The sequence below is a fragment of the Mangrovicoccus ximenensis genome (assembly GCF_003056725.1).
Classification (GTDB): Bacteria; Pseudomonadota; Alphaproteobacteria; order Rhodobacterales; family Rhodobacteraceae; genus Mangrovicoccus; species Mangrovicoccus ximenensis.
The window spans coordinates 448,313-474,029 of record NZ_QBKZ01000004.1; the positions used below are offsets into that span (position 1 = coordinate 448,313).

Sequence of the window (25,717 nt, forward strand, 5' to 3'; positions counted from 1 at the left end):
AGCGCCGAACGTCCATGACACGGCCCCTCCCATGTTCGACCCTTCGCCGGCTGCCTTCCCCGTCCTGCTTCTCGCAACCGGCGCCTTCGCCGGCATCCTGCCGGGGCTGCTGGGCATCGGCGGCGGCATCTTCCTCATTCCGGTGCCGATGATCATCTTCCGCGGCTTCGAGGTGTCGGACGCCGCCATCATGCAGCTTTGCGTCGGCGCCTCCACGGCGGCAATCGCGGCCCCTTCGATCCGCTCGGTCTGGCCGCATCACCGCCATGGCGCCGTCCAGCTCGGCATCCTGCGGGGCTGGGCGCCGGGGTTGGCGGCGGGCGCCGTCCTCGGCGTGGTCACGGCGACCTCGCTGAAATCCGGCACGCCGATGCTGGTCTTCGGCACGCTTGCGGCACTGGTCGGGGGCTGCATGCTGGCCGGCAACCCCAAATGGCGGATTGCCGGCAGCCTTCCCGGCCCGCAGGTTCATGTGCCCTATTCCGGCGCGATGGGCTTTGTCTGCGCGATGACGGGCATCGGCGGCGGCACGCCGGTGAACCGGGCGATCGCCGCCTCCGCGGGCTTCGGGCTGCTGATATCGCTTCCTGCCGCCGTGCCCTGCCTGCTGGCCGCGCCCGCCGATGGCACGGTGCCGGCCTTCGCGGCGATCACCGCCATGACCTTTCTCACGGTGCCGCTCGGCGCCCGGCTGACCCATGTGCTGCCCGCGGCAAAGCTGCGCAAGGTCTTCGCCCTGTTCATCATCCTCGCGGCGCTCAACATGCTGCGCAATGCCCTCTTCCGAAGGAGACGTTTCCAGTGGCCCCAACGACCCCCACCGATCCCGCCGAGTTCGGCGCCGCCGAGGCCCGCCGCCTGATCGCCCGCAAGTCGCTCTCTGCCGCGGAACTGGCCGAGGCCTGCATCGCCCGGGTCGAGGCGGTCGACCATGCGGTCAACGCGCTGGTCGCGCGCGACTTCGACGGGCTGCGCAAGGGCCGGCATCCGCCTGCCCGCCGAGCAGCGCGTCGAGCAGCGCGTCGCCGCCCTCGGCGATGACCATGTCGAAGGGCGGATCCGGCCCGACATGCTGGCGCGCCCAGCTGTTGGCGGCGATGGCGACGCGCATCCCGGCGAGGTCGCCGAGCCCGGCGATGCCCTGGCCTTCGCCCTTGCGCACGAAGATGGAATAGGGCGACTGCTGCAGCGGGATGGTGAAATCCATCACCTCCTGCTTGCTTTCGGTGATGCTCAGCGGCGGCAGCAGGTCGTAGCTGCCGCCGGAGGGGCCGCGCGCCCAGTCATCCGAGGAAATCGGCGTGAAATGCAGCCGCAGCCCGGCCCGGTCGGCCAGCTGGCGCAGCGCCTCGACCCCGTAGCCGGTCACGGTGCCGTCGCCGCGCACGACCTGGTAGGGCGGGAAATGGGTGACCCCCACGGTAAGGACCGGCGGCACGGCTGCGGGGCGGCGGATGTTCCAGTGCTCCAGCAGCCGGGCGAGCTTGCCGCTTTCGCTCAGTGCGGCGATGGCGGCATTCACCTTCGGTGCCAGGGCAGCGCGCCGCGGCGACAGCATCACGTGCAGGTCGTCGCTGCGCAGTGCCGGGTCCACGGTCCGCACCCGGTAGTCCAGCCGGGTCTGGCGCAGCAGGTCGGTCGCCATCTTGTAGGCGGTCACGACGCCGTCGATCTTGCCCATGATCAGCGCGCCAAAGGCGTCGCGCGCATCGGTGAAGGCCACGACTTCGCCGGCGCGGCCGCCGAGATGGCCCAGATCGGCGCCGTCGGTTTCGCCGATCACGCCGATCCGGCGGCCGCGCATGTCCTCGATGGTCGGCGCCGGCCCCTCGCGTTCCGGCACGAAGAGATAGACCGCGGTCTCGCCGACCGGGTCCGAGGCGATGTTGGTGTCGAGGATCGGAAGCTCCGGCGGGCCGGCCAGAAGGTCGGTGACGCCGGTGCGCTGCGCGACGAGCGCGGCCTTGGGCGAGGCGAATTCGACGAAGATCAGTTCGAACCCGGCTTCTTCGGCGACGGCGCGGGCAAGTTCGGCGTAGAAGCCCGTCAGCTTGCCGTGCTCGTCCTTTTCATAGGCGCCCGGCCAGTCGACCCAAGGCACGCTGAGCCTCTGCTGGGCCCCCGCGGCAGGCGCGAGGACCCAGAGGAGGAGGCAGGACAGGGCGGCGATCAGGCGGTTCAACGGCGCTATCTTCCGGGGAATTACCCGGGATCCATAGCACCGGCTTGGTGTTCAATTGGTAACCGCCCGCCGCCTGTTCCCGGCCGGGGCTCAGTCGAGCGCCTTGTCGGCGGCGTCGGACTGGCCCGCCGTCCAATAGCCCGCGGCCTTCATCCAGGCGCCCGGATGGCCGAGCTCCCCGAGCACGTATTGCTTCAGTGCCCGCGCCACCCCGGCCTCGGCGGCGATCCAGATGAAGCCCTTGCCCGCGGGCAGCTCCAGCGCCTTCAGCGCCTCGAGCAGCGGCGCCGGGTCGGCGGCGCCATCGTGGCGACCGCCGCGGCGATCTTCGCGCTTTCGGCCAGCCTCGCCGGGCTGCTGCGGCGCCGGAGCACCGCAGCGGGCAGCGAGCGCGGCTAGGCCCTCCGGCTCAGCGCACCGACTGGATCGAATCGAAAATTTCCAGCTCCGGCGGCCCCAGATAGATGTCCGCGCTCGAGCGCGCCCCCGAATGCGCCTTGCGGAAGGCCTCGGATTTCGTCCAGTTCAGGAAGGCCTCCTCGCTCTCCCACATCGTGTGCGAGGCATAGAGCCGGTAGCCTTCCTTCTCGGCGCCCTTCATCAGGTGGAACTCGACGAAGCCCGGCACCTCCTTCAGGTGGCTGTCGCGGCTCTTCCAGACCGTCTCGAAGGCCTCCTCCTGGCCGAGCTTCACCTTGAAGCGGTTCATGGTCAGATACATTGCCTGTCTCCTTCTGGCCTTCCGTCCCGTATCAGGGCATTACGTCCTCGAACGTCAAGCAGGAGCAATGCCATGCGTCTCTTCGTCGGCCTCGGCAATCCCGGCGCGAAATACGCCCAGAACCGCCACAATATCGGCTTCATGGTTCTCGACCGGATCGCCTCGGATCACGGCGCGGCGCCCTGGCGGTCGAAATTCCAGGCCGAAGTGACCGAGGCCGTCCTGGGCGGCGAGAAGGTCATCCTCCTGAAGCCCCAGACCTTCATGAACCTCTCCGGCCAGTCGGTCGGCGAAGCCGCGCGCTTCTACAAGATCCCGCCCTCCCATATCGTGGTGTTCCATGACGAGCTGGACCTCGCGCCCGGCAAGGTGCGCACCAAGACCGGCGGCGGACATGCCGGGCATAACGGGCTGCGCTCGATCCATCAGCATATCGGCGCGGAGTATGACCGGGTGCGGCTGGGGATCGGCCATCCGGGGCACAAGGACAAGGTCTCGGGCTATGTGCTGTCGGATTTCGCCAAGGCCGAGGAAGAGTGGCTCGACAACGTGGTCCGCGGCTGCTCGGACGGCGCGCCGGGGCTGGCCAAGGGCTATGGCGCGAAGTTCATGAACGCCGTGGCGCTGCGCACCGCGCCGCCGCGCTCGGGCGGCGGCGGCAAGCCCGGAAAGAAGGCGCCGAAGACGCCTGCGCGGCGTGTTTGGGGCTATGCAGGCCGGGCCTGCCCGCCGGTCCGCCGGGCTCCGGTGATGTCGCGCCGCGTGTCCATGTAATTGCACCGACTGCCCGGGCCTGCAGGGCCGGTGCCGTCGGCAAGCCGCGGGAGCAGTCCCGGATTGCGGCGGAGGTGCCCGTCTCCTCAGAGAGCCAGGCCCCGCGCTGCGCCGGGGCAGGGCCACGGGAGACTGGATATCCGGGGAGGATTGCCGACGGGGACATCCCTGCATGGCCGGTTCCGGACGCCGCGGCGCCCTTTCCGGCCATGGCGGCGGTCATTGATCCGTCCCGCCGCCGGTTGCGGGGAAATGCGCCGCCATCAGCGCTTCCAGCTCGGGATCGCGCTGCAGCCCCGGCACCGGCGAGAACCGCGTGCCCTTCCAGCCGGTCGAGGTGCCGCGGCAATGGATGAAGGCCAGATCCTCGCGCGGCGCCAGCAGCCGGAACAGCTCGCCGCCGACATGGTGGACGAACCAGCCGGCCCGGCTGAGCAGGCCGTCGGGCACGGCGCACCATTTCGGGTTGGACCGCTTCTCGGTCGGGGCGCGCCAGACATTGAAGCGGTGCGGGCAGGGCGCGGGATCGGTTTCGGCCGGGTAGGCCCAGCTGCCGGGCAGGCGGACCGCGCCGAGGCGGCTTGCCAGCGTCGCCTCGAAAACGGTCTGCGCGCCGCGCTTCAGGACGATCTCGTCGATATCCGCATTGAGCACGGCGCGCGCCTTGCGCAGCACGTCTGTGCGCGCGAGGTTCATCAGCGCGGGCTGCAGGAATTTCGGCCTCACTTCGAAGCCCTTGCCGGAATCGCGCGGGCCGTAGGGGTAATCCGCGACCAGCACGGCGGACGCCTTCAGCCCGGGAACGGCGGCGATTTCCGCGGCCAGCCGGGCAGGCGTGTAGGCGGTGGAGCCGTTGTCATAGACCAGCGCGGCCTCCAGCCCGTGCACTTCGACCAGATGGGCCAGCCATTGCCGGATCCAGCCCAGATCGTTGTCGCGGTTCATCGTCACCACGGCGTTCAGCCCGGCAAAGCGGTCCGAGATGTCCGGCCGCGGCGCGATGCGCCAGCCGCCCGGCCAGTCGAGCGAGACCGTGCCGCGCGGCGCCTTGATCGCCACCTGCTCGTATTTCGCCGACCAGCGGCGGCTGAGTCCCTTGACCGGTTCGCCGTCGAGCCGCAGCCGGTCGCGGAATTCCGGCCAGAGATTGAGGAAGCGCGGCGCGGTGAACAGGTATTCCCCCTCTGCCTCGTGATAGACGCAGTCATAGAACAGCGTCCGCCGGTCATAGCGTTCGAGGTAATGTGCGCTCTGCCGCTGCGGCTTGCGCACATGCCTGCGGCGGAATTCCGACGCCTCGGGCAGGACCGCACCGGCGAGAACGAGACAGAGAGGATCTGGCATTGCTTGGTTCCGGACAGCTTCGCCTCCGGGGTTCAGCAAGTTTCCGGCCCTGTTGCAAGGGCGTTATTTCCCGGCGCGCTCCCGGTAGTGGCGCAGGATGAACAGCCGGAGGGCCGAGGCGAGCCCCATCTGGTTGCCGCGGCCTTCGTCGATCTCGGCCGCCAGGGCGTTGACGGGCTGGCGCCGTTCTGCCGCGATCTCCTGGAAGGCGGACCAGAAATCGTCTTCGAGCGAGACGCTTGTCCTGTGCCCCTTGAGGGTCAGCGAGTGTTTCTTGGGACGGCTACTCATACGTCAAATGTCTCCTTGGGCCGCGCCCTGTCCTGGCCTGAACACGCCGGGGACCTGAATTGGCCAGTTTCCTGCACGCAGCCCCGCTCGGCTCACGAGGGCCGGAGCGCGACTCCGAATTGGCCAATTTCTTCGGCCGCCGCCGAACACCGGACCCGGCTCCTGCGGCATCCGGAAGATGTCTTTCCGACAAGCCGGAGCTGCGGTCGGCAGCTTCTGCGTTGCGTCAATCACTTTTTCCCGACGTCAGGCATATAATGTAAATTTAATCCGATCTTTAAGCCAAACCTTTCTAACTGGTTAAAAATTAATGATTTCGTGGCGAATTCACTGCCCGGAGGCGCAATTGTTGCTGCAACCCTGCCGTGCGGAAGTGCGAATCACTCGCCTTCCGGGTCGCCGTCGCGGCGATGGCCGTCGAGATGGCGCTGGCTGCGCTCGGCGTCCTGGCGGTCCCGGAGCTTCTCGGCCTTGCTGCGCCCGAACTTCGCCGCGTTTCCGTCGGCTTGTTTCCGGGCCTCCTCGCGCTGGCGGGTCTTGCGGAATTTCGAAAGGCTGATCGGCTTGTCGGCCATGGCGGTCTCCGGTGTGCTGTGGCGGACAGGATAGCACGGTACGCAAAGGGGCGCGGCAACACTGCCGCGCCCCCCGGTTTCCGTCGGCGAAGGTCAGTCCTTCGGGCCGATCATCTGCTCGGGACGGACAACCGCGTCGAAGGTCGCCTCGTCGACGAAGCCGAGCGCGATGGCCTCTTCCTTCAGCGTGGTGCCGTTCTTGTGCGCGGTCTTGGCGACCTTGGTGGCGTTGTCGTAGCCGATGGTCGGTGCCAGCGCCGTCACCAGCATCAGCGATTCCTTCATCAGCTTGTCGATCCGCGCCGTGTTGGCCTGGGTGCCGACCACCATGTTGTCGGTGAATGCCGAGGCCGAATGCCCAGCAGCTGCATCGACTGCAGCACGTTGTAGGACATCATCGGGTTGTAGACGTTCAGCTCGAAATGGCCCTGCGAGCCTGCGAAGCCGACGGCCGCGTCATTGCCCATGACATGCGCGCAGACCATGGTCAGCGCCTCGGCCTGAGTCGGGTTGACCTTGCCCGGCATGATCGAGGAGCCCGGCTCGTTCTCCGGCAGGATCAGCTCGCCGAGACCCGAGCGCGGGCCCGAGCCCAGCAGGCGCATGTCGTTGGCGATCTTGAACAGCGACGCGGCGACGGTCTTCAGCGCGCCCGAGAACATGACCATGGCGTCATGCGCGGCCAGCGCCTCGAACTTGTTCGGCGCGGTGACGAAGGGCAGGCCGGTGATGTCGGCCATGTTCTTCGCGACCATCTCGGCCCAGCCCTTTTTCGTGTTCAGGCCGGTGCCGACGGCGGTGCCGCCCTGCGCCAGTTCGTAGATGTCGCCGAGGCAGGCTTCGACGCGCTCCATGCCCTTCTTGACCTGGTGGGTGTAGCCCGAGAATTCCTGGCCCAGCGTCAGCGGGGTGGCGTCCTGGGTGTGGGTCCGGCCGATCTTGATGATGTCCTTGAACTCGACCGACTTGGCTTCGAGCGCGTCATGCAGCTTCTTCAGCCCCGGCAGCAGCACGTCGCGCGCCTGCATGGCGATGGCGACATGCATCGCGGTCGGGAAGGTGTCGTTCGAGGACTGGCCCATGTTGCAGTGGTCGTTCGGGTGGACCGGCGACTTCGAGGCCATCTGCCCGCCGAGCATCTCGATCGCGCGGTTCGAGATCACCTCGTTGGCGTTCATGTTCGACTGGGTGCCCGAACCGGTCTGCCACACGACCAGCGGGAAGTTGTCGTCGAACTTGCCTTCGATGACCTCGCCCGCGGCCGCGATGATCGCGTCGGCGATCTTCGGCTCCATCGCGCCCAGTTCCTTGTTGGCCATCGCACAGGCCTGCTTGACCACGCCGAGCGCACGGATGATCGGCACCGGCTGCTTTTCCCAGCCGATCGGGAAGTTCATGATCGAACGCTGGGTCTGGGCGCCCCAGTACTTGTCTGCGGGAACTTCGAGCGGACCGAAGCTGTCGGTCTCGGTGCGGGTCGCGGTCATGAGACATCCTCCGTTTCATGCGTCGCAAGCGGAATAGCGCTGCATGCCGACGTATGCAATCGCCGCGCAGCACCGAATTGCCGCATGAAATGCGCTGTCTAGGAGGATGTCGCGATGTTAGCGCCTGAACCGGGCGGGCTCACTTGCGGAAGCTGTCGAGGCTGACGACTTCGGCATCGCCGCGCGGCTTGTCCTCGGGCTCGGACTCGACGTCCTCGGCCATCGGCGCGTCCTCGTCGTCATCCTCGTCCTCATCCACTTCGGTGGTCTCGAAGCGCAGGCCGAATTCGACCGAGGGGTCCACGAAGGTGCGGATCGCCGTGTAGGGGATGGCCAGCTCTTCGGGCTGGTCGCCGAAATTCAGCGTGATGCGGAACCCGTCCTCGTCCACCTCCAGGTTGTCGTACCAGTGCTGGATCACGATCGTCATCTCCGACGGATAGAGATCGAGCAGCCAATCGGCGACTTCGACGCCCTCGCATTTGGTGTCGAAGGTGATGAAGAAATGGTGCTCTCCCGGCAGTCCGTGTTCGGCGACATCGCCGAGAACCTGCCGGATCAGTCCGCGCATCGCGCGGTGCATCATGTTTCCGTAGTCGATGGTGCGGGCCATGGTGTCTCTCGCTTTCTTACCCGTCTAACCGAATGCCGCGGCGATTGAAAAGGGGCGGATCGCGCGAATTGCCGCAACTTCAGCCGAGGAGGGCCGGAACCGCTGCGATGGCTGCCGACAGGGCCAGGACCGGACCGATCGGAATCTTCCCGACCAGCATGAGCAAGCCCGCGCAAAAAGCAAGCGCGACGGAAAGCGGGCGGAAGCTGCCGGGATCGGGCAGCAGGATCCGCGCGGGGCCGATGGCGGCGGTTTCGAGGCTGCCGAAGAAGACATGCAGCGCGAACCAGAGCGACAGGTTCAGGATCACGCCGCAGACCGCCGCCGAAATTGCGGCAAGCGCGCCGGCGAGCCGCGGCCGCCCCGAGATTGCCTCGACATAGGGCGCGCCGGCGAAGATCCACAGGAAGCAGGGCACGAAGGTCACCCAGAGCGCCATCGCCCCGGCCGCCAGCGCCAGTCCCCAGCCGCCGGCATTGCCGCCCGCCAGCATCGCGACGAACTGCGTCACCAGGATCAGCGGGCCCGGCGTGGTCTCGGCGAGGCCGAGACCGTCCATCATCTGCGCGGCGCTGATCCAGCCATGCTGCTGCACGACCTCCTGCGCCATGTAGGCCAGCACCGCATAGGCGCCGCCGAAGGTGACCACCGCGAGCTTCGAGAAAAACAGCGCGACATCGGTCAGCAGCGTCCAGCCCATCGCCCAGGCCAGCGCCACCGGCAGCGCCCAGAGCCCGCCCCAGAGCGCCAGCGTGCCGAGCGTCCGCGTGCCGGTCACCGAGGGGGCGGGGCGGGCCTCGCTCCCGGCAGATCGTGGAGCGGTGACGGCCGACCAGCAGCGCGATCTCGGCCACGCGCACGCCCTGGTCGGAAAGCTTCTGGATGATCCGCCGTTCCCAGAGGTCGAGCCCGACATGCGCCATCGGGCAATCTCCTGTTTTCACGAAGAATAGTGGCGATGTCGCAAGCCAGGATGGAATGTACCCGCCTACAGGACTGCCACTCGATAGTCATAGTTATGACATCATTTTTGACGTGCCGCCTGCAGCGGGGGGGATGCCCGACCCGGAGAACCTGCGGACGGTGAACCGGCACCCGCCAAGTCAGGCCCTCCTGCCGTTTCCGGCGGCAGGAGGAGGGGGTCAGACGGCCATGGTCACGAAACGCGTGTTGAGATAGGCGTCGATCGCCTCGGACCCGCCTTCGGTGCCGATGCCCGAGTCGTTGATGCCGCCGAAGGGCACCTCGGGCAGGCCAATGCCCAGATGGTTGATCGTCATCATGCCGGACTGCACCTCGTGGCCGAGGCGGTGGGCCCGTTCGGCGGAGCCGGTCCAGCCATAGGCGGCCAGCCCGAAAGGCAGCCGGTTGGCCTCGGCGATCGCGGCATCCTCGGTCTCGAAACGGTTGATGACCGCAACCGGGCCGAACGGTTCCTCGTTCATGATCCGCGCCGTCCCGGGCACGCCGGCCAGCACCGTCGGCTCGAAGAAATTGCCGGCATTGCCGATCCGCTTGCCGCCCGTGACGAGCCGCCCGCCGCTTTCCAGCGCATCCTCGATGAGCGCTTCGAGCGCCGGGATCCGGCGGTCGTTGGCGAGCGGCCCCATCGTGCTGTCCGGATCGCTGCCGGGGCCGACCTTCACCGCCGCGGCGGCGCGGGCGAAGCCGTCGAGAAAGCGGTCATAAACGCCCTCCTGAACCAGGAAACGGGTCGGCGAGACGCAGACCTGGCCCGCATTGCGGAACTTGTGCCCGGCCATGACCGGAATGGCGCGGCCGAGATCGGCGTCGTCGAAGACCAGCACCGGCGCATGGCCGCCCAGCTCCATCGTTGCTTTCTTCATGTGCTGCCCGGCCAAGCCTGCCAGCATCTTGCCCACGGGCGTCGAGCCGGTGAAGGAAATTTTCTTCACCACCGGATGCGGGATCAGATAGGCCGAGATCTCGGCCGGGTCGCCATAGACCAGGTTCGCGATGCCGGCGGGCAGTCCGGCCTCGTCGAAGGCTGCAATCAGCGCGGCCGGCGTGGCCGGAGTTTCCTCGGGGCCCTTGACGATGATCGAACAGCCCGCTGCCAGCGCTGCCGAGAGCTTGCGCACCACCTGGTTGACCGGGAAGTTCCAGGGCGTGAAGGCCGCGACCACGCCAACCGGCTGCTTCACCGTCATCTGGGTGATGCCGGGGGAACGGGCCGGAATCACCTGGCCGTAGCTGCGGCGGGCCTCTTCGGCGAACCAGTCGATGATGTCCGCGGCAGCGGCAAGTTCCGCACGGGCCTCGGCCAGCGGCTTGCCCTGTTCGGCGGTCATCACCGGGGCCAGCGCCCCGACCCGGCTGCGCAGGATGTCGGCGGCGCGGCGCATCATCTTGTAGCGGTCGAACACCCCGGTACGGGACCAGATGTCAAAGCCCTTGGCAGCGGCGGCAACCGCCCGGTCCAGATCGGCCGGACGGGCATGGGCCACGCGGCCGATCGGCTGTCCGGTGGCGGGATCGGTCACGTCGATCCATGCGGGCCGGGCCGGCGCGCACCAGCTGCCGTCGATGAAAAGTTCTGTATCTGGGTAGGTCATGGCCTGGGTGTCCTCGTTACATGTCATGGCCCCGGCGGCTCTGGCGGTTGCGCCAATGGGGCGGGCTGCCCGGTCCCTGCCCCAGTGCCGCGGGATTGCAAAGCTGCGGCCGGACCGGCCTGCCCGGAAGCCCGGCAATGCGCAAAGTTTCCGCAGGAAAACTTTGCCTTGCATGCACGGCGCCGGGAAATCGGGCAAGCGCGGGCAGCCGCCCGCCGGGACGGCGCCGGGGACAGCCGCAATGCCCTTCCGTGCAGGGTCTTAGCCGGTGGTGCCGGAGCAAGTCGCGTCCGCTTTCCCGGAACGCGTTTCCCCGAGGAAGCAGCCGCACGCTCATGGCTGCGGACATGGCCCGTCTCCCGCAGCAGCAGCTCCGAAATGGGCCGGCATCGCGGAGCAGCAGCCGTCCCGGCAACGCGCATCTGCGCGCGCTGCGCCGCCGGACCGCAGCAGTGTCCCGCGCAATCGGGTGCGGCACCCCACGCCCAGCCATGTTTCGGGGGTTGTCGGATGTAATGTTATACTATACGCCGCCCTCGGCGGTATAGCAGTCAGCCATGCAGCTAACAATCCGCATTTGTTCGATGAAATTCCCTCCGGCCAGGCCAGGAGGGATCTGGAGGTGTGCCGATATGGCAGGAAAATCACAGAAGAAATCCGCGGCTGCCGCGCCGCCGAAACGCAGCCGGACATGGGCCCTGCGCCACCTTTCCGAGACTGCCGCTCCAAGGACCTGACCTGATGAAACGCCCTCTTGCCTTTGTGCTTGCCGCCCTGCTGGCCGGGACGGGCCTTGCCCCTGCCCAGGCCGCGGATGACGTGTTCACCGTCGCCGCGAATTTCGAAATCAAGGGACCCGAGCCCGCCACGTCCGGCTTCATCTTCACCCGCATGGGCGTGGCCGAGACGCTGGTCGATGCCGGTCGCGACGGCACGCTGCGTCCGGGCCTCGCCACCGGCTGGGAGGTCTCGGAGGACGGGCTCCGCTGGCGTTTCGCGCTGCGGACCGGCGTGCGCTTCCATGACGGCACGCCGATGACCGCGGCGGCGGTCGTCCATGCGCTGGAGATCGCGCTGGCCAAGCCCGGTCCGCAATCCCGCCTGCCGGTCTCGGCCATCGGCGCCGAAGACACCGCCACGGTCGCCATCTCGCTGACCGAGCCCTTCGCCGCGCTGCCGGCCTATCTGGCCGAGTTCCGCGCCCAGATCCTCGCCCCCGCCTCCTATGACGCGGACGGGACGGCCGTGGCGGTGATCGGCACCGGCCCCTACCGGATCACCGCGCTGGTGCCGCCGCTCTCGCTCGAGGCCGAGGCCTTCGACGGCTACTGGGGGCCGCAGCCGGCGCTGCGCAAGGTTGCCTATGCCGGGGTGTCGCGGGTCGAGACCCGGGCGCTGATGGCGCAGTCGGGCGACGCGGACATGGTTTTCGGGCTCGACCCGGCCTCGGTGGCGCGGCTCGGCCGCTCGGACGCGGTCACCGTCCATTCCGTCGCCATCCCGCGCACGCTGCTTCTCAAGGTCAATGCCGCGCATCCGTCCCTGAACTCGCCCGAGGCACGCCGCGGTCTCAGCCTGGCGATCGACCGCGAAGGGCTGGCCCGCGCGGTTCTGCGCTATCCGGAAGGCGCGGACCAGCTTTTCGCGCCGGGCGTCGCGGCCTGGCATGACGATGCGCTGGAGCCCCTGCACTACGACCCGGAAGAGGCGCGCGCCATCTTCGCCGGGCTCGGCTGGGAGCCGGGCCGCGACGGCATCCTCGTGCGCGGCGGCGAGCGCTTCGCGCTGACCGTCACCACCTATCCCGACCGGCCCGAGCTGCCGCTGACCGCCGCCGTGCTGCAGCAGCAGTTCCGCGCCGTCGGCATCGAGCTGGAGATCGCCGCCACCAATTCCTCGGCGATCCCGGCGGGCCATCAGGACGGTTCGCTGGAACTGGGGCTGGTGGCGCGGAATTTCGGGCTGATCCCCGACCCGATCGGCACCGTTCTGTCGGATTTCGCGCCGTCGGGCGACTGGGGCGCGATGAACTGGGAGAACGCCGAGATGGCGGAGCTTGCCGCCGAGATGGCGCGCGGCGAGGGCGGCGCGGCGGAGCGGGCCCGCATGGCGGCGATCCTGCAGGAGGAGCTGCCGGTGATCCCGATCGCCTGGTACCGCCAGACCCTGGCCGTGGGCAAGGATGTCGAAGGCGCCGCCGTCGATCCCTGGGAGCGCAGCTTCGGCCTGCAGGACCTGAGGATCGCCGAATGAGCGGGATTTTCACGCGCCTCCTGCAGGCGGCGATGGTCGCGCTGCTGATCGGCGCGGCCACCTTCGCGATGATGCGCAGCCTGCCCGGCGATGCCGCCTGGCGGATCGCTGCCGGGCGCTATGGCTATGACCATGTCGATGCCGCCGCCGCCGAGGCGGTCCGGGCCGAGCTGGGACTCGGCGGGCCCTGGCTGCCGGGACTTCTGCAATGGCTGGGCGACCTCATGCGGCTGGATTTCGGCACCTCTCTGGTCTCTGGCCGCCCGGTGATCGACGAGATCGTCCACCAGCTCGGCGCCTCCGCCGGGCTGGCGCTGGCGGCGATGGCGCTGGCGCTGCTGATCGGCCCGCCGCTGGGCATTCTCGCCGGGCTCATGCCGCGCGCCTCGACCACCGGCACCAGGCCGGGGCGCAGCGACAGGTCGAACTGGTCGATCACCGCGGCGAGCCCCTGGCCCGCCAGCCGGTTCTGCAGCCGCTCGCCCGCGACATCCGAAACGAAGGACCCCACCGGCAGCGGCCGGGTCTGCGTCACCATCGCCAGAACCGCCGCCCCCGCTACCAGCGCCGTGCCGATGATCACCCCGGTCTGCACGATCCGGCCCGCCGTCTTCAGGAGCTTGCGGTGGAGGCGCCGCTTGCGGGCCGTGCCGCTCTGATGCTGGTGCTGGCGCGGATGCATGGGGTTGGATTCTGCCTCGATTCACCTAGAACTTGGGACGATTATCAGTTGCGAGGACAGACAATGCCAGAGACCGGACCGCAAACGGGCGACAACGCGCCGGATTTCACCCTGCCGCAGGATGGCGGCGACGATGTCACCCTCTCGGCACAGGCCCCCGCGCCGGTGGTCCTGTACTTCTATCCGAAGGACGATACCAGCGGCTGCACCAAGGAAGCCATCGCCTTCACCGGGCTGATGCCCGAGTTCGAGGCAGTCGGCGTCAAGGTCATGGGCATCTCGAAGGACACGGTCGCCAAGCATGCCAAGTTCCGCGCCAAGCACGAGCTCGGCGTGCAGCTCCTGTCGGACGAGGACGGCGCGGTCTGCGAGGCCTATGGCACCTGGGTCGAGAAATCCATGTACGGCAAGAAATACATGGGGATCGAGCGGTCCACCTTCCTGATCGGCGCGGACGGCAAGGTCGCGCAGGTCTGGCGCAAGGTGAAGGTGCCCGGCCATGCCGAGGCGGTGCTCGAGGCGGCAAAGGCGCTGTGACCCCGCCGGTCGCGCTGCCCGAGCGCTGGGACACGCCTGCCGGGCAGGTCGCCGCCGCGGCCTTCGTGGCAGGAGGTGCAGGCATCCGGCGCGCCGGTCGCGGCCGCCAGATCGGGGCGCGGAACGCGGAAGGCGTGGTCGGCGCGCGGATCGTTGCCCATGTAGACCGTCTGCGGCATGTGGCAGGCGGTGCATTGCGCACCGGCGCTTCCGTCGGGGTGATGCGTGTGCTCCGGCCCGTCGAAGACCCGCAGCGGCAGCGTCGGAAAGCCCGGGTTGCCCGCCGGGCTGTGGCACTGGGTGCAGAGCGCGTTGCCCTCGGCGATGCGCCGCCCGGAATGCGGGTCGTGGCAATTGGCGCAGGTGACGCCCCGGGCGTTCATCTTCGACTGCAGGAAGCTGCCCGTCACATAGACCTCGTCGCGGATCTGCCCGTCCGGCCAGTAGAGCCCGGGGCGCAGCAGCGACAGATTATAGGCGTCGTGATAGGGCGTGCCCGCGGGCACGGAGGCATCGGTGAAGGCCTCGCGCCGGGAATGGCAGCCGCCGCAGGTGTCGAGGAACCCGGCCGGATCCGACAGCTCGGCCAGCCCGTGCTGCGCGGGCGGCGGCGCGTCCGGCGTCTCCGCCCAGGCCAGATGCGCGGCGCCGGGGCCATGGCAGGTTTCGCATCCGACGCCGATCTCGGCCTGGACCGAGGCATAGCTGCGGGTATCGGGATCGTACTCCGCCTCGTAGCCGGTGGCATGGCAGACCGCGCAGCGGCCGTTCCAGCTCTTGTAGGGGCCGCTCCAATGCATCGCGTCCGAAGGCGGCGGGTTCAGCTCCGGATAGAGATGGAACCAGCGCCCGGCCTCGGTGTCCCAGACCACGTCGAAGCTCTGCAGCCGCCCCGGTGCGGTCTCGAACAGGTATTGCTGCAGCGGCTCGATGCCAACGACGGAATGGACCGGGTAGTCGGTGACGCTGCCGTCGCGCTCGGTGACGACGGCATGGCGCGATCCGTCGGCGGCGATGCGGAACGCGACCTGCATATCGCCGAGCGCGAAGGAGGTGCCGTCGAAATCGGCGCGGATGTTTTCCGGTGCGGGCCAGGTCCAGGCGGCGGCATGGTGCGATCCGGCCCAGGCAGCGGCCTCGGCCTCATGGCAGCCGGTGCAGCTCTCCGACCCGGCATGACCCGGCTGCTGCGCGGCAAGCGGCAGGCAGGAGAGGAAGAGCAGCAGGCAGGCGAGGCGGATCATGGCGGCTTCCGGTTCGGGGCGGTCCCGGCCAGAGTGTCAGGGAAACCGCCGCGCCGCCATGGACGGAATTGTCCCGGTCTGCGGGAAAATGCCCTGCCCCGCCATGAACGCGGGCTACGTTCCCAATGTGGTTTTGGCAAGAGTTGCCGCTGGCGCAGGCCTGCCAGCGCCCAGCCACTCCATGGCGGATTATCCAATCCTTAACATTTACTTATGGGATTGCCTGCCGTCTTCCGCATGTCTCGTCTGGACGCACCAGCCCACACAGGCTTCCACATCGAAAACTGCAATTGCGCCCCAAGAACGCCCCAAGACCGGAGGACTTCGGAATGAAACCACTGACCGACAGAAGTATTCGTGCAGCCCTCCCCAGAGCACCTGGGTTTGCCGAACTCTCCGATCCTGGGTTCCGTGGGCTGTCCTTGCGCGGCCATCACGTCGGCATTTCTGCGTCGAAGAGCGCGGGGAGATTGCCTGATTGCGTGCAGGAGGTACCGGCTTCCGCGGGAGCACGCTCCGCCAGCTAGGCCGTCCAACGCCCGGAAGCTTCGAAGCTGGCGCGAAACCCGGCCCTCCGGCCGCATGTTCGGGACCTCCGGCCGACAGCGGCGACCCGGATCCGGGCGCGGGGCGCAGAGCCCCGGGCAGATTTCCCCGCGCCTTCCCAGGGCACGTGGAGCGGGGTGCGGCCAGTCCTTCGTGTCGTCGCACATCATGACGGGCGACAGTCCTGCCGAGGCTGGAAACAGGGCGGCGCCCCGCCGCAGGGAGGGCATTCTCCTCCCGGACGGCCGACGCCCGGCAACCGGCATTCCGGCCGAGAGGGAAACCCGCTTCGCGAGACTGCTGCAGCCGCCGAGGCAGCCGGGTGACGGCACCGAAGCCCGCAAGAAGACCATCTCCGCATCGGCAGGGCATGGCACAGGGGCATTGCGCAACGGCCCGTCCGGGATCCGGGGCAAGATCAGGCCGGGACCGGACCTTGCAGCCGCAGCGTTCCCAAGCAGCAGACATGGCCGAGCAGCGCGGCGTCATGGCTGATCGCGAGGATGCCGATGCCATCCCCTGCCGCCCGCCGCCGCAGCAGCTGCCAGATCTGCGCTTGCGACACGGCGTCGAGCGGCGCGGTGATCTCGTCGGCGATCAGGTAGCGCGGGCGCACCGCCAACGCGCGCAGGATCGAGATCCGCTGCAGCTGGCCGCCGGAAAGTTCGTGCGGATAGCGCTCGAGCCAGTCCGGCGCCACGCCGAAATCGCGCATCGTTCCGGGATCGGCGGCGCCGCCCTCGGCGAGGATGCGGCCGGTCCGCCAGCGCGGGTTCATCGACGCCAGCGGCGCCTGGTGCAGGTACCGGATGGAGCGGATCCGCGAGGCGGTGGCGGCGCGCACGCCGACCCAGCGCGATGCCGACCGGCGGCTCTTCCTGTCGCGGCTGTCGGACCCGCTGGAGCGCGGCGATTTCGAACGGCTCGGCTGGGCCTCGGCGCTGAACGCGCGGGCGATGGCGGCTTTCTGGGAAGAACTGGTTCCGGGGCTTTTCGACGACCTCTGACGGTCCGGTTCCGATCCTCTGCGGGTCTGCCGGCGGCATCGACTCGCGGGCAGAACGGCGCCAAGATGTGCGGGACCATGAACCAGTTTTGCCTGAGTGGGGCGGATCAGGATTTGATCCGGGGGGCATATCCCCGCCGAACCGGGATTGCGCCGTCAGCTTGGCGCCGGAGAAACAGGGCGGTGCCGGCTGCCGCCATGTGGAACTCCGCCAGGATCGGCTGTCCGTCGCACGCGCTGTACCGGGGAGCGAGGAAGTCGGCAGGCGGTCGGGCATTCCTGCCGATGTCGCGGGCCGGCTGAAGCTGCCGGAGCGCGGGAACCGCGGACTGCGCCAAGGTGAAGAGGATCGCCACCGGTCCGCCGCTCGGAGCGGTGGCAGGGTGCATCACCTTTGCGATGGCGGCGCTGCCCCTGAAACGATGATCGCCTTCATCGATGCCCGCCGGCAGCACGAGTTCGGCCGTCTCGGCGCCATCGGTCCGGGTCCTGCGGCGAATGCGGGCCGCCCCGTCCACCTGTTGCGTCCACCCCGACAAACGCGCCGCCCCGTCCCGGCGGCGGGATCCTGTGCGTCAGGACGATGCCCTGCGCATTGAGATCCGGCGGGTCTCCGAGAAGAACCGGCGCGTCTGCGGCGTGCGGAAAATCCGGCGCCGGCCCGAAAGGGAAGGTTTGCCTGTCGCGCTGCACCGCGGCTCGCGTGATGAAGGAATGAGCCATTGCACGCCGTCGCCAGCGGTGCTCGAACCGATGGCGCATCAATGGCTTACCATAGGATTTCCAGTTGGTCGTGCGGTGGCGGGCGGGGGCTGGCTTGCTCATGGCAGGCTCTGAACCCACCGGATTCACGCCGTGAAGCCCGGAAGTCGACGAGTTCTGCAACAATGCCGATGGCATCGCAGGGGATATCGACCGTGACCGCGGCTGAAGGGCCGATCCTCGTCGCGATGCGGTTCAGCTCACTAGTTTTGCCGGAGCGAGACAAGGTAGGATTTGTAGGCCGCACGCGCCTCGGAGAGCAAGCCGCCGACCCGGTTCATCGAGGGGGCGACCTTCTTCAACTCTTCCTCCAGGTCCCTCATGACGTCGGCCATCTGCATTGCACCGACCATCTTGCACGAGCTTTTCAGATTATGGGATGTCCGGCGGGCGATGTCGAATTCCTTGGCGCGGATATCGGTCCCGAGAGATTGGATCGAGGCCTGCGTCGAGGAAATGAAGGACCGCAGGAAATCGCCGAAGCCATCCCCGAGCAGGCCTTTCGTCTCCATCAATATCTTTCGGTCGAAGGCAACTGACTTGCGGGAAACGGTTGTCCCGGCATCGGCACCGGGCGGTGCATCCGGAACGCCTGTGCGAGCCGCGTCCGCCGGGCCGGGCACCTCCACGATGTCCTGCGGTTCGGCGGCATTGCCGGCGGCGTCCAAATGCACTGGTTCCGCGGGCAGGTTCGGCGGGACGTCTGCCGGGGTGGTCCGCTCTGCAGCACGTTCGGGCACTGGTTCGGCGGACGGGGCCGTGTCTGCCGCAGGTTCAAGGTCCTTGCCCCGCCAGTCGGGCAGCCAATTCTGAATGGCCCTGACGAGGTCCTCCCGGCGTACCGGCTTGGTCATGAAATCATCCATGCCGGCTTTCAGGCAGGCCTGCCGGTCCGAAGCCTGGGCATTTGCCGTCAGCGCCAGGACCGGGATTTCCGGGATGATCCGGTTCTCCATCTGATAGCGCAGCTTTTCGGCGGCTTCGAGACCGTCCATCACCGGCATCTGGCAGTCGAGAAAGACAATTTCCAGCTTCGGATCCGCTGCAATCGCGCTGAGCGCCTCCTGGCCGTTCCAGGCCGAGGTGACGTCGCATCCGAGCCCCTCCAGGGCGGCGCGTCCGTAGATCTGGTTCACTTGGTCATCATCGACGAGAAGCACCCGAAGCCCGTCGAACCGGACCGGTCGGTCCTCTTTCGGGGGGCGGCGCCGGTCGCTCATGTCGGCGCGGCGGCTCAGCGCGTGATACACGCGGTCGACGACGGTGACGGCCGTATGGGGAAACTGGATCAGGAAATCGGCCATGTCCCGCTCCTTGGGCGTGACCGCGCGGCCCGTGAGGCGCGAGGACCGCAGGATGCCGATCCTTGTCGGCGCCCCGTCTCCGGGGTGCTCGCGGAACCGCTGCAATTCCCCGGCATGCGCGGCGTCCGGAACCAGGATGAGATCGATCGGATCGCCGATCTCCAGGGCCTGATGCAGCATCTCTTCCGCGGAGGCGAGATCCTCTGCGAGCCGGACCTCTGCGCCGGCCGTTTCGATTGCGGTTACGGCGGCATCGCGCTGCGGGCTTTCGGGAGCGTAGAGCAGGATGTTGTGGATGCCGAGGAAGCAGGATTTGCGGCGTTGCGGCCGGTTGAAATTGTCGCCTTTCAGCGTCAGCTCGAAGGAGAAGCGCGAGCCCCGGCCCGGCGTGCTTTCCGCTGCCACCCGGCTGCCCATCGCCGAGACGATTTCCCGCGTGATCGACAGCCCGAGGCCGGTGCCGCCGAAATTGCGCGTCGTCGAGATGTCGGCTTGCTGGAACGGTTCGAAAATGGCGTCGAGACGGTCCTGCTCGATGCCGATGCCGGTATCTGCGACGCTGAATTCGAACACGGATTCCCCGTCGGGCAGCCGCTTCTTGAGCACGACGCCGATCGTGACGGAGCCTTCGGAGGTGAACTTCACCGCGTTGGACACGAGATTGGTGAGCACCTGGCGCAGCTTGAACCCGTCGACCATGACCGGGATGCAGGCCTGCATCGGCAGCGACAGCACCAGTTCCACCCCCTTGTCCGCCGCCAGGACATTCGCCGCATTGGCAACTTCGGTGACGATGTCTCCGAGATTGGCTTCCTGGGGGTCGAGCTCGATGTTCTGCGCTTCGATCTTCGAGAAATCCAGGATCTGGTTGATCAGGGCCAGGAGGCCCTCGGCCGAGGAACTGAGCGTCTGGGCGTATTTTGCCTGCTCCTCGTTCAGGCCGGAATTGCGCAGCAGATCCGACATGCCGATGATCCCGTTCAGCGGCGTGCGCATCTCATGGCTCATCGTCGCGAGGAACCGGGTCTTCTGGTAGTTCGACTGCTCTGCCGCTCCGGCGGCTTCGGCGGCGCGGGCGGCAGCGGCCTGGCCGAGCCTGATCTGCCGGAAATTCAGGAACATGGTCAGGCTCAGGAACAGGAAGCCGCCGAGCACGTAGAGCTGTGCGCCGAGTTCCCGCTCGAGGAAATGCGCGCGGAAGCTGACCGGCTCCAGCCAGTAGTCGAGTGCCAGGCTTTCCGCCCCGATCTCGGCGCTGACCCGCATCATGCGGGGCTGAACGTTCCCCCCGGGACCGGGCTCTGCCGGCAGGGGGAGGGGCGGCGGGGAGATCGCCAGGGACGGGTCCTTCACCGAAGCGGGAAGCCCGAGATTCTCGATGAACTGCGCCGTGCCGAAAGTCAGGAACAGGACGCCCTTTGCCCCGGTGGTGCTGTAGCGCGTGTCGAGCCCGACCGGGTGCAGCAGGGTGACAAGCGCCGGATCCGCGTTGCGGGCCGCCAGGACGCCGCCGGGGATCGCCCGGAGCGTGTCCGCGCCGGAGCCCTTCTGATCGTCGAGGCTGGCCGTGACCCGTGCCCCGAGCATGTCCTTGTCGACAACGCTGCCGCCGATGGTGCCGTCGACGGCCAATACCTGGCGGCGCGGACCGTCCGGGATCCATCCGTAGCGGTGCACCGAGTCGGCGCCGGGCTCGGATTTCACCGCGAATTCGGTGAAGGTGAACAGCTCTCCGGCGTCGATTTCGCGCGACGCCATGTAGAGCCCTTCCAGCGCCCTCAGCTGCGCCTGGAACTGCTCAAGCTCCTTGGCGAAGCGGGAGCCGAGCATTTCCGAAAGGTAGCTGCGGTCCTGGGCCAGCCGTTCCGCGTAGCTGGTGCGCAGGAAGGAAAAATCCGCGGCGATGCAGGCGATCAGGACCAGCCCCGCCATCAGGATGACCGGACCGCCGGAGGATCTTGTCCGGCCCTTGCGGGGTGCGGCCGTCCCGGCCGCTTCGATCGCTGCACTCACCACTCGAATTCCTCCCGGCTTCTGGCGATCGCGGCAACCTGGTTGCCGCTTTCGTTGTATCTCACGTCATCGAAGGACATCGCCTTGGCCCGCAGGATGCCGCGGCCATGCGATGCGGCCGAGCGGGACATGTCGATCTGCATGAAGTCCCGCCAGTTGAACCCCGGTCCCGGATCGGTCACGGCCAGCAGTACGCCGCCGGACCGGCGCATCACCGCGGCCGTGGCATGCTGGTCGCGCGGCAGCGCCGCGAGCCGCCGCTCGATTTCCGCCGAAAGGGTGCCCTGCGACAGCAGCACCCCCTTGGCTTCGTAGCCGATCCGGCACAGCCCGTGTTCCACCGCGTTGCCGAGGAGGGCCGCGATGCCGTCCAGCGTCCGTTCGGGATCGGGGAAGTAGTTTGCGACGAAGCCCGCCAGATCCAGTGCTTCCTGCGGCGTGCGGAACCGGAACCGGACGGCGTCGGTCAGGTCGAAGCCGATCGTGCTGACCCGTGCGCTCTGCAGCGCGGCCGCCTGCTGCGACTGGCGCAGCGCCGAGGCCAGGACAGAGGCCAGGAGCCGCGGATCGGGCGGCTTCTCGAGATAGTAGAACACCCCGGCCTCGATCCCTTCGCGGACCTCTTCGGGTGTGTTGGCGCCGGTGACCATGACGACCGGAATGCGCGAGAAGGGCGCGGTCTTCTTCATCTCCGCGACGGTCCGGATTCCGTCCAGCCCCGGCATGTCGCGGTCCAGCAGAACGACGCGGGTTTCGGGATGCGCCGCCAGCAGGCGCAGCGCCTCGGCCCCGTCGGAGGCTTCGAGCGGCCGGTAGCCCAGCCTCGCGACCAGGCTCTTCATCATCAGCCGGGCCGTCGGGTCGTCATCGACCGCCATGACCGTGACCTCGCCCGCCTGGCCCGGCGAGGCTGCGTCCTGCACATCTATCGCGTCGGTCATCGTCATTTTTCCCGGAACGCGTCCTCTAGCGCCAGCTTCATCGGCTTGAACAGGTATTCGAGAATGGTGCGGGAACCGTTAACTATCTCGGCATCCACCTGCATTCCCGGCAGAAGCGGCTGTTCCGTCTGGCCGTCGCTCAGGGATTGCCGCTGCAGCGCGATCTCGGCCGCGTAATAGACCTGGCCCTGCTCCGAGATCAGCGCGCCGGGCGAGACCGAGGCAACTTCGCCCGGCACCTTGCCGAAGCGGGTGAAATCGAGCGCGCCGACCCGGATTTCGGCATGCAGCCCCGGCGAGACGCGGCTGACATCGGCGGCGGGGATCCGCACCCGGGCAACCAGCCGTTCGCCGGCCGGCACGATATGCGCGACAGGCTGGCCCGGGGCGACGAAATCGCCGGGCGCGAGCCGCTCGGGCAGCTTGACCATGCCATCGACCGGCGCCAGCACGCGCGCCGGAACACCCCGCGGCGAAGTCCCGGGATGCAACCGCCCGGACCGCGTCTCCGGCAGCAGTCCGGGACGGGGACGCGGCCTCCGGAACTGCAATCCCCGCCCGGCCGCCTGCCGGACGGGCCCTGGCTGCGAAAAGGAAACCTGACGATGGCTGAGACGGAACCCGGCAAGCAGGACAGGCCGCAGGGCGGGTCCGGGACGGACTGCCCGGAGCCGGCAGAGCCGCCCTGGTGGGACAGGCATCACCTGCCGGTCCTGTTCGCGATCGTCTTCGTGCTGTTCCTGGCCGGCCTGCCGGAGGTCTTCCTCGACTGGAGCGCCGGTGCGGCCGGGTTCCGCCACGGGCTCCTCAGCCTGCTGTCGCTGCTGGCCATTCTCGGCGTGGTCTTCCTGTTCATCTATGCCTTCACGAACCCGCTCGACGGACTGGCCGGGTCGGCACCGGAGGGCGAGGGCGGCGGCGACCGGGCCTCGGACTGCACCAAGGTGCAGCACCAGAATTTCAAGAAGCTGCTGCTGCCGCTGCGCCTGAGCTACCTGTTCATGATCCTGTCGATCGGAGGCAGCATCCTGCCCTTCGCCTATCTCGACCGGCAGCATATCGAAAACTCGACGATGGACCAGTTCGAGAGCCCGCTGCAGGTCCTGATCGGCTGCGTCGAGGGCAAGCCGTCGGAAGCCGACATCAGCTGCGCCAATCCCGATACCCGCCGCCAGTGGCTGGTCAGCCTCGGCGGCGGCGTGTCGAACAAGGTCCAGTTCAACACCACCGCCGCGACTGCCGCGCTCGTGGCCGATCTCGAAGCGCTGCGCGTCACCGTGCGGTCGATGACCCAGCTGTCCTATGATCCCGGGCGCGTCTCGGACCTGCTCGGCGACGCGGGGCCGCAGGTCGATGCGGTCAACAAGGCGCTGGAGGACTGGCAGGTCCAGGTCGCGCGCAACGGCGTGCTGGCGGCGCAGCGCGACGCGATCCGGACCCTCGGCGAGCGCTTCGGCCAGGTCGCCGGACAGGAGCTCGAAGACATCGCGCAGGCGCTCGATGCGGCGCGGAACGCGGCCTGCGCCTCGATCCGGCGCGGCTCTGGCCGGTGGCGCGGGGCGGCGCCGCATGAGCCGCCGTCCGCTTCTCCTGCTCGCCCCCGCGGCCGGGCTGATCTTCTTCTTCGTGATGCTGCCTTACATCAACGTGCTGGTGATGAGCCTGCGCATGCCGGGCAGCGACGGCAAACCCTATGATCCCGGCTTCGGGCTCGAGGCCTATGCCCAGTTCTTCGCCGAGGACTACTATCTCTCGGCGCTGCCGCACACGATCTGGCTCGGCGTGATCACGACGGCGCTCTGCCTGGTGCTCGGCTATCCGCTGGCGCTGCATATCGCGACCGCCTCGCGGCGCTGGCGCGGCATCCTCTACGGCATCGTGCTGTCGCCGCTCCTCGTCGGCATCGTGATCCGCAGCTACGGCTGGACGATCCTTCTGGGCAATACCGGCGTCATCAACAAGACGCTGAAGGATCTGGGGATCATCGCCCGGCCGCTGAAGCTGATGTACAACGATTTCGGCGTCGTGCTGGCGCTGGCGCATGTCTTCCTGCCCTTCATGGTGCTGCCGCTGCTGGCCGCGCTGCAGGGCATCGATCCGGCGATCGGCCAGGCTGCGCGCTCGCTCGGCGCCTCGCGCCTGACCGTGTTCCGCCGCGTGACCTTCCCGGTGTCGATGCCGGGCGTGCAGTCGGGCTGCATCCTCGTCTTCGTTCTGGCGATCTCCTCCTATGTGACGCCGGCGCTGATCGGCGGCATGCGGGTCAAGACCACCACGATCCTCGTCGTCGATGCGCTGACCGACCAGTTCCTCTGGCCCTTCGGGTCGGCCATGGCCTTCGTCCTGGCGGTCTCCGCCGGGCTGGTGGTCGTCGCCTTTGCCCTGCTCACGCGGATGAAGTGGAAATAACATGCGTCTCGCCGAAGCCCTGCTCGCGATCTTCCGCGTGCTCGTCTACATCTTCCTGCTGGCGCCGATCGCGGTGGTGGTGCTCGCGTCCTTCAATGCCGGGAACTTCCTGACCTTCCCGCCGCAGGGGCTGAGCCTGCGCTGGTTCGTCACCTTCCTGCAGAACGACGTCTTCATCGACGCGATCGTCTATTCGGCGGTTCTGGCGGCGCTGGCCACGGCGGTGTCGCTGGTGATCGGCACCATGGCGGCGCTCTACTACGTGCGCCATGCCGGCAGGGAGGCCGAGACGGTGCGCGTCCTGCTGCTGCTGCCGCTGATCCTGCCGGAGATCCTGACGGCCATCGCGCTGCTCTTCTTCTTCTACGAGATCGGCGTCGGGCTCGAGCACAAGATCGCGCTCTTCACCGGCCATGTGCTGATGACGCTGCCCTTCGTCTTCCTCAATGTCACCACCTCGCTGCAGGGGAGCGACGAGGCCTGCGAACTGGCCGCCCGCTCGCTCGGGGCGTCGCGGATGAAAGCCTTCCGCCGCATCACCTTGCCGCTGGCGGCGCCGGGCCTTGCGACAGGTGGGGTCTTTGCCTTCATCATCAGCTTCGATACCTTCGGGATCTCCTTCATCCTCAAGGGAACCGGCTCCGCGCCGCTGCCGATCCAGCTCTATGACTACCTGCGCTTCAACTTCACGCCCGAGGCGGCGGCGGTGTCCACCGTCTCGATCCTCTTCACCCTCGTTGCCGTCGTGGCGGCGGACCGGCTCTTCGGCCGCAAGGGCTGAGCCGTGACCGGGGGGAGGATCGCGGCGCTGCCGCTGCGTTCGATTGGCGCGCAGATCGCCGAGCAGCTCGAGGCGGCGATCATCCGCGAGGAATTCGCGCCGGGCGAAAAGCTGCGCGAGGAAGCCATCTGCGCGCAGTTCGGCGTGTCCCGCTCGCCCTTGCGCGAGGCGCTTCAGATCCTCGAGGGCACCGGACTTGTAGAACGCCGCCCCCGGCTTGGCGCGCGGGTGACGGAGATGTCGGTGGCCGGGCTCGACGAGCTGACGCAATGCCGCCTGCCGCTGGAATCGACCGCCGCGGGGCTTGTGGCGCGGCGGCCCGAGCGCGGCACGATCGCCGATGCGCTGCAGGCCGAGGTCGCGCTGATGGCGCAGGCGCCCGATCACCGCGCGGCCTTCGAGGCGAATGTCCGGCTCACCGGACTCCTGCATTCGGCTTGCGGCAACGCGCTCTTGATGCGGCTCCTGGCGCAGATCGACCGGCAGGCGCTGCGCTACCGGTTCCGCGCCTACCGCTCTGACGAGGCCATCCTCGGCCGGATGAGCGCCGAGAACCAGCTTCTGGTCGATGCGGTCCGCGCGGGCGATGCGGCGCGCGCCGAGGCGGTCACGGTCGAGCTGATACGCCGCGCCTGGGAAACCACCCGCGCGGTCCTGGAGCGTGGCGCGGACTGAG

Annotated in this window: 23 protein-coding genes and 3 pseudogenes; 9 read left to right on the forward strand and 17 right to left on the reverse strand. The window is 68.2% G+C overall.

Annotation, left to right across the window (positions count from 1 at the left end):
- Positions 1-31: 31 nt before the first annotated feature.
- Positions 32-862 carry a sulfite exporter TauE/SafE family protein gene (locus C7T91_RS11350; RefSeq protein WP_108259312.1) on the forward strand — a complete coding sequence of 277 codons (831 nt, stop codon included), beginning with the start codon at positions 32-34 and terminating at the stop codon, positions 860-862.
- Between the two features lie 75 nt (positions 863-937).
- Here the strand turns inward: C7T91_RS11350 and C7T91_RS11360 are convergent, their stop codons facing one another.
- The 3 genes from C7T91_RS11360 to C7T91_RS11370 form a co-directional block, all read right to left on the reverse strand.
- The gene (locus C7T91_RS11360; protein ID WP_108259313.1) at positions 938-2,182 is read right to left on the reverse strand and encodes a substrate-binding periplasmic protein; all 1,245 of its coding nucleotides are present in this window, start codon (positions 2,180-2,182) and stop codon (positions 938-940) included.
- A 90-nt stretch (positions 2,183-2,272) separates the two neighbouring features.
- Positions 2,273-2,464, reverse strand: a complete 192-nt coding sequence (locus C7T91_RS35430) for an SIP domain-containing protein (protein ID WP_330848838.1) — start codon at positions 2,462-2,464, stop codon at positions 2,273-2,275.
- A gap of 127 nt (positions 2,465-2,591) precedes the next feature.
- Entirely contained in the window at positions 2,592-2,903 is a 312-nt protein-coding gene (locus tag C7T91_RS11370; RefSeq protein ID WP_108259315.1) for an antibiotic biosynthesis monooxygenase family protein, read from the reverse strand.
- Between the two features lie 72 nt (positions 2,904-2,975).
- On the opposite strand from C7T91_RS11370, the gene pth reads away from it, so the two are divergent.
- Positions 2,976-3,677, forward strand: a complete 702-nt coding sequence (pth, locus tag C7T91_RS11375; protein WP_108259316.1) for an aminoacyl-tRNA hydrolase — start codon at positions 2,976-2,978, stop codon at positions 3,675-3,677.
- 219 nt (positions 3,678-3,896) lie between these two features.
- Here pth and C7T91_RS11380 read toward each other — a convergent pair whose 3' ends face one another.
- The 8 genes and pseudogenes from C7T91_RS11380 to C7T91_RS11415 all read right to left on the reverse strand — a co-directional run bounded on the left by C7T91_RS11380 (position 3,897) and on the right by C7T91_RS11415 (position 10,563).
- Positions 3,897-5,021 carry a hypothetical protein gene (locus C7T91_RS11380; RefSeq protein WP_108259317.1) on the reverse strand — a complete coding sequence of 375 codons (1,125 nt, stop codon included), beginning with the start codon at positions 5,019-5,021 and terminating at the stop codon, positions 3,897-3,899.
- Positions 5,022-5,084: 63 nt separating this feature from the next.
- Positions 5,085-5,312 (reverse strand): ribbon-helix-helix domain-containing protein, encoded by a 228-nt coding sequence (locus C7T91_RS11385; RefSeq protein ID WP_108259318.1) that lies wholly within the window; start codon positions 5,310-5,312, stop codon positions 5,085-5,087.
- 380 nt (positions 5,313-5,692) lie between these two features.
- Positions 5,693-5,887, reverse strand: a complete 195-nt coding sequence (locus C7T91_RS11390) for a DUF4169 family protein (protein WP_108259319.1) — start codon at positions 5,885-5,887, stop codon at positions 5,693-5,695.
- 93 nt (positions 5,888-5,980) lie between these two features.
- A pseudogene (fumC, locus tag C7T91_RS11395) lies at positions 5,981-7,374 on the reverse strand (class II fumarate hydratase).
- 139 nt (positions 7,375-7,513) lie between these two features.
- On the reverse strand, positions 7,514-7,987 hold the full coding sequence (locus tag C7T91_RS11400; protein WP_108259320.1) for an SspB family protein: 474 nt from the start codon (positions 7,985-7,987) through the stop codon (positions 7,514-7,516).
- A gap of 79 nt (positions 7,988-8,066) precedes the next feature.
- On the reverse strand, positions 8,067-8,765 hold the full coding sequence (locus C7T91_RS11405) for a chromate transporter (RefSeq protein WP_407943287.1): 699 nt from the start codon (positions 8,763-8,765) through the stop codon (positions 8,067-8,069).
- A 73-nt stretch (positions 8,766-8,838) separates the two neighbouring features.
- Positions 8,839-8,910 (reverse strand): annotated as a pseudogene (locus C7T91_RS39395) (hypothetical protein); the annotation flags it as partial.
- Positions 8,911-9,129: 219 nt separating this feature from the next.
- The gene (locus C7T91_RS11415; protein WP_108259321.1) at positions 9,130-10,563 is read right to left on the reverse strand and encodes an NAD-dependent succinate-semialdehyde dehydrogenase; all 1,434 of its coding nucleotides are present in this window, start codon (positions 10,561-10,563) and stop codon (positions 9,130-9,132) included.
- Between the two features lie 741 nt (positions 10,564-11,304).
- Here C7T91_RS11415 and C7T91_RS11420 point away from each other — a divergent pair.
- From C7T91_RS11420 to bcp, 3 genes are all read left to right on the forward strand, one after another.
- Positions 11,305-12,816, forward strand: a complete 1,512-nt coding sequence (locus C7T91_RS11420; protein ID WP_108259322.1) for an ABC transporter substrate-binding protein — start codon at positions 11,305-11,307, stop codon at positions 12,814-12,816.
- A complete protein-coding gene (locus tag C7T91_RS32480; RefSeq protein ID WP_161555855.1) occupies positions 12,813-13,475 on the forward strand; it encodes an ABC transporter permease family protein in 663 nt (220 codons plus the stop codon). The genes C7T91_RS11420 and C7T91_RS32480 overlap by 4 nt, the downstream gene beginning before the upstream one ends.
- An 86-nt stretch (positions 13,476-13,561) precedes the next feature.
- Positions 13,562-14,035: a thioredoxin-dependent thiol peroxidase gene (gene bcp, locus C7T91_RS11430; RefSeq protein WP_108259323.1), complete on the forward strand. Its 474-nt coding sequence runs from the start codon at positions 13,562-13,564 to the stop codon at positions 14,033-14,035.
- Between the two features lie 665 nt (positions 14,036-14,700).
- Here bcp and C7T91_RS38460 read toward each other — a convergent pair.
- Positions 14,701-15,279 (reverse strand): annotated as a pseudogene (locus tag C7T91_RS38460) (multiheme c-type cytochrome); the annotation flags it as partial.
- 964 nt (positions 15,280-16,243) lie between these two features.
- On the reverse strand, positions 16,244-16,603 hold the full coding sequence (locus C7T91_RS11440) for an ATP-binding cassette domain-containing protein (protein WP_108259410.1): 360 nt from the start codon (positions 16,601-16,603) through the stop codon (positions 16,244-16,246).
- A 31-nt stretch (positions 16,604-16,634) separates the two neighbouring features.
- Here C7T91_RS11440 and C7T91_RS11445 point away from each other — a divergent pair, with 31 nt between their 5' ends.
- The gene (locus tag C7T91_RS11445) at positions 16,635-16,832 is read left to right on the forward strand and encodes a hypothetical protein (RefSeq protein WP_108259324.1); all 198 of its coding nucleotides are present in this window, start codon (positions 16,635-16,637) and stop codon (positions 16,830-16,832) included.
- Positions 16,833-16,938: 106 nt separating this feature from the next.
- Here the strand turns inward: C7T91_RS11445 and C7T91_RS11450 are convergent, their stop codons facing one another.
- From C7T91_RS11450 to C7T91_RS38465, 4 genes are all read right to left on the reverse strand, one after another.
- Positions 16,939-17,349 (reverse strand): hypothetical protein, encoded by a 411-nt coding sequence (locus C7T91_RS11450; RefSeq protein ID WP_145962853.1) that lies wholly within the window; start codon positions 17,347-17,349, stop codon positions 16,939-16,941.
- 447 nt (positions 17,350-17,796) lie between these two features.
- On the reverse strand, positions 17,797-20,910 hold the full coding sequence (locus C7T91_RS11455) for a hybrid sensor histidine kinase/response regulator (protein ID WP_145962854.1): 3,114 nt from the start codon (positions 20,908-20,910) through the stop codon (positions 17,797-17,799).
- The gene (locus C7T91_RS11460; protein WP_161555856.1) at positions 20,907-21,851 is read right to left on the reverse strand and encodes a response regulator; all 945 of its coding nucleotides are present in this window, start codon (positions 21,849-21,851) and stop codon (positions 20,907-20,909) included. Before C7T91_RS11460 ends, C7T91_RS11455 begins: the two co-directional genes overlap by 4 nt.
- Positions 21,852-21,853: 2 nt before the next feature.
- Positions 21,854-23,422, reverse strand: coding sequence for an HlyD family efflux transporter periplasmic adaptor subunit (locus C7T91_RS38465; RefSeq protein WP_108259328.1), 1,569 nt, complete (start codon positions 23,420-23,422; stop codon positions 21,854-21,856).
- On the opposite strand from C7T91_RS38465, the gene C7T91_RS37870 reads away from it, so the two are divergent.
- From C7T91_RS37870 to C7T91_RS11480, 3 genes are read left to right on the forward strand one after another with little or no spacing between them, the layout of a single operon-like run.
- On the forward strand, positions 23,421-24,260 hold the full coding sequence (locus tag C7T91_RS37870) for an ABC transporter permease (RefSeq protein WP_108259329.1): 840 nt from the start codon (positions 23,421-23,423) through the stop codon (positions 24,258-24,260). The two genes, C7T91_RS38465 and C7T91_RS37870, sit on opposite strands and share 2 nt — an antisense overlap.
- Position 24,261: 1 nt before the next feature.
- On the forward strand, positions 24,262-25,041 hold the full coding sequence (locus tag C7T91_RS11475; RefSeq protein ID WP_108259330.1) for an ABC transporter permease: 780 nt from the start codon (positions 24,262-24,264) through the stop codon (positions 25,039-25,041).
- 3 nt (positions 25,042-25,044) lie between these two features.
- Entirely contained in the window at positions 25,045-25,716 is a 672-nt protein-coding gene (locus C7T91_RS11480; protein ID WP_108259331.1) for a GntR family transcriptional regulator, read from the forward strand.
- Position 25,717: the final 1 nt, after the last annotated feature.